This is a genomic window from Vibrio sp. Evd11 (assembly GCF_900382755.1).
GTDB lineage: Bacteria > Pseudomonadota > Gammaproteobacteria > Enterobacterales > Vibrionaceae > Vibrio > Vibrio lentus.
Map to the genome: position 1 here is coordinate 1 of NZ_OSDX01000116.1, position 5,368 is coordinate 5,368.

The 5,368-nt window shown below is 45.3% G+C and carries 7 protein-coding genes; 3 read left to right on the plus strand and 4 right to left on the minus strand.

Annotation, left to right across the window (positions count from 1 at the left end):
- Positions 1-225: 225 nt before the first annotated feature.
- Entirely contained in the window at positions 226-771 is a 546-nt protein-coding gene (locus tag ED652_RS23585; RefSeq protein WP_102353496.1) for a gamma carbonic anhydrase family protein, read from the plus strand.
- Here the strand turns inward: ED652_RS23585 and ED652_RS23590 are convergent.
- From ED652_RS23590 to ED652_RS23605, 4 genes are all read right to left on the minus strand, one after another.
- The gene (locus ED652_RS23590) at positions 768-1,037 is read right to left on the minus strand and encodes a DUF1488 domain-containing protein (RefSeq protein ID WP_065104207.1); all 270 of its coding nucleotides are present in this window, start codon (positions 1,035-1,037) and stop codon (positions 768-770) included. The two genes, ED652_RS23585 and ED652_RS23590, sit on opposite strands and share 4 nt — an antisense overlap.
- A 17-nt stretch (positions 1,038-1,054) precedes the next feature.
- Positions 1,055-1,885, minus strand: a complete 831-nt coding sequence (gene aroE, locus ED652_RS23595; protein WP_122056343.1) for a shikimate dehydrogenase — start codon at positions 1,883-1,885, stop codon at positions 1,055-1,057.
- Between the two features lie 77 nt (positions 1,886-1,962).
- On the minus strand, positions 1,963-2,880 hold the full coding sequence (gene hemF, locus ED652_RS23600; protein ID WP_102465152.1) for an oxygen-dependent coproporphyrinogen oxidase: 918 nt from the start codon (positions 2,878-2,880) through the stop codon (positions 1,963-1,965).
- A gap of 19 nt (positions 2,881-2,899) precedes the next feature.
- On the minus strand, positions 2,900-3,457 hold the full coding sequence (locus tag ED652_RS23605) for an L-threonylcarbamoyladenylate synthase (RefSeq protein WP_122056344.1): 558 nt from the start codon (positions 3,455-3,457) through the stop codon (positions 2,900-2,902).
- Positions 3,458-3,652: 195 nt separating this feature from the next.
- On the opposite strand from ED652_RS23605, the gene purE reads away from it, so the two are divergent.
- Together purE and ED652_RS23615 are read left to right on the plus strand one after the other, a co-directional pair.
- Complete coding sequence (gene purE / locus ED652_RS23610) at positions 3,653-4,138, plus strand: 5-(carboxyamino)imidazole ribonucleotide mutase (RefSeq protein WP_122056345.1); 486 nt, start codon at positions 3,653-3,655, stop codon at positions 4,136-4,138.
- 5 nt (positions 4,139-4,143) lie between these two features.
- Positions 4,144-5,274 carry a 5-(carboxyamino)imidazole ribonucleotide synthase gene (locus tag ED652_RS23615; RefSeq protein WP_122056346.1) on the plus strand — a complete coding sequence of 377 codons (1,131 nt, stop codon included), beginning with the start codon at positions 4,144-4,146 and terminating at the stop codon, positions 5,272-5,274.
- Positions 5,275-5,368 lie beyond the last annotated feature (94 nt).

Sequence of the window (5,368 nt, forward strand, 5' to 3'; positions counted from 1 at the left end):
AAGCGCTTAGCTTGGCTAATTTGACCTGCTGATTCGTTTTGGTTTCTTACGAAGCCTTCCCGTTTCAACGAGGTCGCATTATAGAGATTTCGATCACACTGGCAAGCCCTTTTTGAAGTTTTTCTTACTTTTTTGATTGTTCGAGCGTTTTTTGTTCAAAACACCCCATTTTAACTAGTATTCCCCTTAATTAAGGGCTTAAGGTGCCTATATAAAGGAGGATTTATGAGTTCAATACGCAGTTATAAAGGAATATCCCCTCAGATTGGACAAGGTGTCTATATAGATACAAGTTCTGTACTGGTTGGTGATATCAAAATCGGTGACGACTCTAGTGTGTGGCCTTTAGTTGCAGCTCGAGGAGATGTGAACCACATTCATATTGGAGATAGAACAAATATCCAAGACGGCAGCGTTTTGCACGTCACCCATAAGAATGCAGAAAACCCTGAGGGTTATCCTCTACTAATAGGTAATGATGTCACTATTGGGCATAAAGTAATGCTGCATGGCTGCACCATTGAAGATCGCGTACTTGTTGGTATGGGAGCTATCGTGCTCGATGGCGTGGTTATTAAAGAAGATGTGATGATTGGTGCTGGTAGCTTGGTTCCACCTAATAAGGTACTTGAAAGCGGTTATCTCTATGTAGGAAGCCCAATAAAACAAGCACGCCCATTAAATGATAAAGAGCGTGCCTTTTTACAGAAGTCAGCTGACAACTATGTTCAGAATAAAAACGACTATTTAGATTCTGTGTTGCCAGTCTAAAACACTTTGATCTGAATCCGATTAGAGGAGTCATACTCCTCTTCTTCTATTAACTCTTCAGCTAGCTCTTCAATATCAAAACGTAACTCTGAAAAGATAACTAAAGCTTGATCGCCTTCTTCTATATCTTTACCTGCCAATCGAGACAGCTCTTCAATAGACATAACACACTCAATCAATGCGCCAGACTGCTGTGCTGGGAAGATGATTGATTGATTTTCTTCATCCCAATCTTGGATATCAGGAAATAGAATTGATTGATTCATTTTTTATAAATACCTCATTACATCTCTAGGTTTTTACGTAGTTCTCTTAAAATCTGTTTTGTTCCCGGACGAAGGCCACGCCAAAGCATAAAACTCTCTGCTGCCTGCCCCACTAACATACCCAAGCCATCATAAGCAGCATGAACACCATTATCTAATGCCCACTGATTGAATATAGTGGTGCCCGATCCGTAAACCATGTCATAAACGGCGCTATTCGAATTGAAGATAATCTCAGAAACTTCAGGAAGCTGACCACTTAGGCCAGACGAAGTCGAGTTAATGATGACATCAAACCCTTCATTAACATCGCTTAACCCCATTCCTTTGATGTTTCCATGTGAAGAAAACATCTCGGCCAGAAGTTCAGCCTTTGAACTGGTTCGATTAGCGACTACCAACTGTTGTGGCTTTTGGTCGAGAAGAGGTTGAATCACTCCTCGAGCAGCACCACCAGCGCCAAGCAGAAGAACGCGAGCCCCTTCGAGCATAACTTGATGTTGAAGAAGGTCTTGAACTAAACCCTCACCATCGGTGTTATCACCAATGATCTCTCCATCATCGAGCTTCTTAAGTGTGTTTACAGCACCTGCTAGTTCAGCTCTTTCAGTCAGACGATTAGCGAACTGATAAGCATCTTCTTTAAATGGCGCTGTGACATTACACCCTCTACCACCTTCACTAAAAAACGCTTGAGCAGCAATGATGAATTCACCTTGTTCTGGCTGGAGTGCTGTATAGGTAAGTTGTTGGCTGGTTTGGCGAGCAAATAATGTATGAATGAATGGCGATTTGCTTTGCCCAATAGGATTACCGAAAACGGCATAACGATCTACTTGCTGTGTCATATCCTTACCTAACAGAAATAATAAAAAGGGTCATCTATATAGATGACCCTATCACTATCCCTATAAGGAAGGAAGAACTACCAAACTCGCGGTTTTAGGTAGTCACTATAAAGCAAAGCTTCTGGTGACCCGGCTTGTGGTTCGTAACGGTATTCCCAACGAGCCAATGGCGGCATAGACATCAAGATTGACTCTGTACGCCCACCGCTTTGTAGACCAAATAGGGTGCCACGGTCATACACTAGGTTAAATTCAACATAGCGGCCACGACGGTATAGCTGGAAGTCACGCTCACGTTCGCCATAAGGTGTCTCTTTACGACGCTCGGCAATAGGCAAGTAGGCCTCAGCAAAACCTTCACCGACCGCCTGCATATAAGCAAAGCTCTTTTCAAAGCCCCACTCGTTAAGATCATCAAAGAACAGACCACCAACACCGCGTGTTTCGTCTCGGTGAGGTAGATAGAAATATTTATCACACCACTCTTTATGCTCTTGATAAACATCATCACCAAACGGCGCACAAAGATCTTTAGCGGTTTGATGCCAAGATTGGCAGTCTTCATCGAAAGGATAAAATGGCGTTAAGTCAAAACCACCACCAAACCACCAAATCGGGTCTTCCCCTTCTTTTTCCGCAATAAAGAAGCGAACGTTCGCGTGCGAGGTTGGGATGTATGGGCTTTTAGGGTGGATAACTAATGAAACCCCCATCGCTTCAAACTTACGTCCAGCTAATTCAGGGCGATGAGCGGTTGCAGAGGCAGGCATAGCTTTACCCGCTACATGAGAGAAGTTAACTCCGCCTTGTTCAAATAAAGCACCATTGGTCATCACGCGAGTGCGGCCACCGCCACCAAGGCGCTCGCCAGGTTCGCGTTCCCATGCGTCTTCTTCAAACAATGCTGCACCATCAGCTTGCTCAAGCTGTTGGCAAATCGAATCTTGTAGGCTCAGTAAAAACTGCTTTACCGCTTCTTTATCAATTGCTGACATCTTTATTCCTTTGCAGGGTTTAACCCTGTCTTAATATTTTCGAGGTTTTAGCATCTCTAATTTCGCTTGGCTTCTCACGACCACCCGTTTGACCTTCGAGAATAGCTACCAAATGTTGACCCAGTTGCTGTTGAACTTCTTCAGTCGTCATACAAGGCGGTTCACCTGTCAGGTTGGCACTGGTCGAGGTTAACGGCTTACCGAATTCATTACACATTCTTTGAACTAAAGGGTGATCCGTCACTCGCACCGCGATGGATTCAAATTGGCCACTTACCCAGTCAGTAACTTTGCTGCTGGTTGGCATGATCCAAGTGACCGGACCTGGCCATGTCGCTTTCACTGTTGCCAACTGCGCTTCTGTCAATTGGCTTTCATCAATGTAAGGTAACAGTTGCTCGTAGCTCGCAGCTATTAAGATCAACCCTTTATCCACCGGTCGCTGTTTTAAGTCGAGCAGTTTCTTGATGGCTTGTGGATTATCGGGATCACAACCGACCCCAAAAACGCCTTCGGTCGGGTAAGCAATGACTTCACCTTGCTGTAATGCCTGCAATGTATGTTGAAAGTTATCCACGGGTTGCCTCATTAATTCTGTTATCGAACTCGCTAAGTGTACAAATTATCATTCACTGTGACTAAAGCTATTTGTTTATAAAATGTATCAATTAACAACCTAGACTGACGCAAACGTTTTCCTTGGGCGATTTTACCCGTATAATGCGCGCAAAATATCTAATCACTAATTAAATCGTACCTGAAGGAGTTTGATATGACTGTCGGTATTATCATGGGTTCTAAATCTGATTGGCCAACAATGAAGCTAGCTGCAGAAATGTTGGATCAGTTTGGCGTGGCGTACGAAACAAAAGTGGTTTCTGCTCACCGCACACCTCAATTGCTTGCTGACTACGCAACCAGTGCGAAAGAGCGCGGTATTAAAGTGATTATTGCGGGTGCTGGCGGTGCTGCGCATCTTCCGGGCATGGCGGCTGCTTTCACAAGCGTACCTGTTTTAGGTGTTCCTGTTCAGTCTAAAGCACTGAAAGGCATGGACTCACTGCTTTCTATCGTACAAATGCCAAAAGGTATCGCGGTGGGTACTCTGGCTATCGGTGAAGCTGGTGCTGCTAACGCTGGCATCCTAGCCGCTCAAATCATTGGTACACACAGTGAAGAAGTGATAGCGAAAGTAGAAGCGTTCCGCTCTGAGCAAACAGAAACGGTTCTTGCTAATCCAAACCCTGCAGAGGACTAATTCCCATGCATGTTCTTGTGTTAGGCGCGGGCCAACTTGCTCGCATGATGTCCCTAGCTGGGGCACCGCTGAATATTGAAATTTCTGCTTTTGATGTTGGCAGCAAAAATATTGTTCACCCATTAACGCAAGCGATTCTAGGCAACGGCTTAGACAATGCGATTGAGCGTGCGGACGTCATTACTGCAGAGTTCGAACATATCCCTCACGACGTACTTGAGGTATGTGAGCGCAGCGGTAAGTTCTTACCGACAACAGAAGCAATCAAAGCTGGCGGTGACCGTCGCCTTGAAAAATCCCTGTTAGACGAAGCAAACGTGAAAAATGCTAAGTACTACGTGATTAACTCTCGCGAAGACTTTGACGCTGCGATTGCTCACGTAGGCTTGCCAATGATCTTGAAGAGCACACTTGGCGGCTACGATGGCAAAGGCCAGTGGCGCTTAAAGACATTAGACAATGTTGACGCGACTTGGACAGAAATGGCTGAGTGCATTGCAGCAACAGACAACCAAGCGATTGTGGCTGAAGAGTTCGTTCCGTTTGACCGTGAAGTCTCACTTGTGGGTGCTCGTGGCGCCAATGGTGAGATTCAGGTGTACCCACTGGCTGAAAATGTTCACACCGACGGCGTATTGAGCTTATCGACAGCGATTGATGACATTGAACTGCAAGAGCAAGCAAAAACCATGTTCACCGCTGTTGCAGAACGTTTGGATTACGTTGGCGTGCTAGCGTTAGAGTTCTTTGATGTTAAAGGTTCACTGCTGGTTAACGAAATTGCACCACGTGTTCATAACTCTGGACACTGGACACAGCAAGGCGCTGAAACTTGTCAGTTTGAAAACCACCTACGTGCTGTGTGTGGTATGCCACTAGGCAGTACTAAACTGATTCGCCCAACCGCAATGATCAACATTCTTGGTGAAGATACCCTACCTGAGGCTATTCTGGCTCAAGGTGGCTGTCATGTTCATTGGTATGGCAAAGAGAAGCGCGCAGGTCGTAAGATGGGCCACATCAACGTGAGCGCTGACTACAACGCAGAGCTGCAAAGAGCGTTATGCTCACTGGCAGACATTCTCGACAAACAAACATATCCAGCTGTGCATGAGTTTGCTGAGCAGATGAAGTAAACCTACATCGTGGATTTGATATAAAAATGGCGCTCAGTGAGTAATGCCGATCAGTTAGAACTAAAGTGATCGGTTGAACGATCCTTCAGAGCTG

What these genes read in the sequence shown, in the direction of transcription:
- ED652_RS23590 (WP_065104207.1), bottom strand. Translation starts at nt 1,037, where the DNA reads ATGAATCAATCAATTCTATTTCCTGATATCCAAGATTGGGATGAAGAA.
- ED652_RS23585 (WP_102353496.1), top strand. Translation starts at nt 226, where the DNA reads ATGAGTTCAATACGCAGTTATAAAGGAATATCCCCTCAGATTGGACAA.
- ED652_RS23615 (WP_122056346.1), top strand. Translation starts at nt 4,144, where the DNA reads ATGCATGTTCTTGTGTTAGGCGCGGGCCAACTTGCTCGCATGATGTCC.
- aroE (WP_122056343.1), bottom strand. Translation starts at nt 1,885, where the DNA reads ATGACACAGCAAGTAGATCGTTATGCCGTTTTCGGTAATCCTATTGGG.
- purE (WP_122056345.1), top strand. Translation starts at nt 3,653, where the DNA reads ATGACTGTCGGTATTATCATGGGTTCTAAATCTGATTGGCCAACAATG.
- hemF (WP_102465152.1), bottom strand. Translation starts at nt 2,880, where the DNA reads ATGTCAGCAATTGATAAAGAAGCGGTAAAGCAGTTTTTACTGAGCCTA.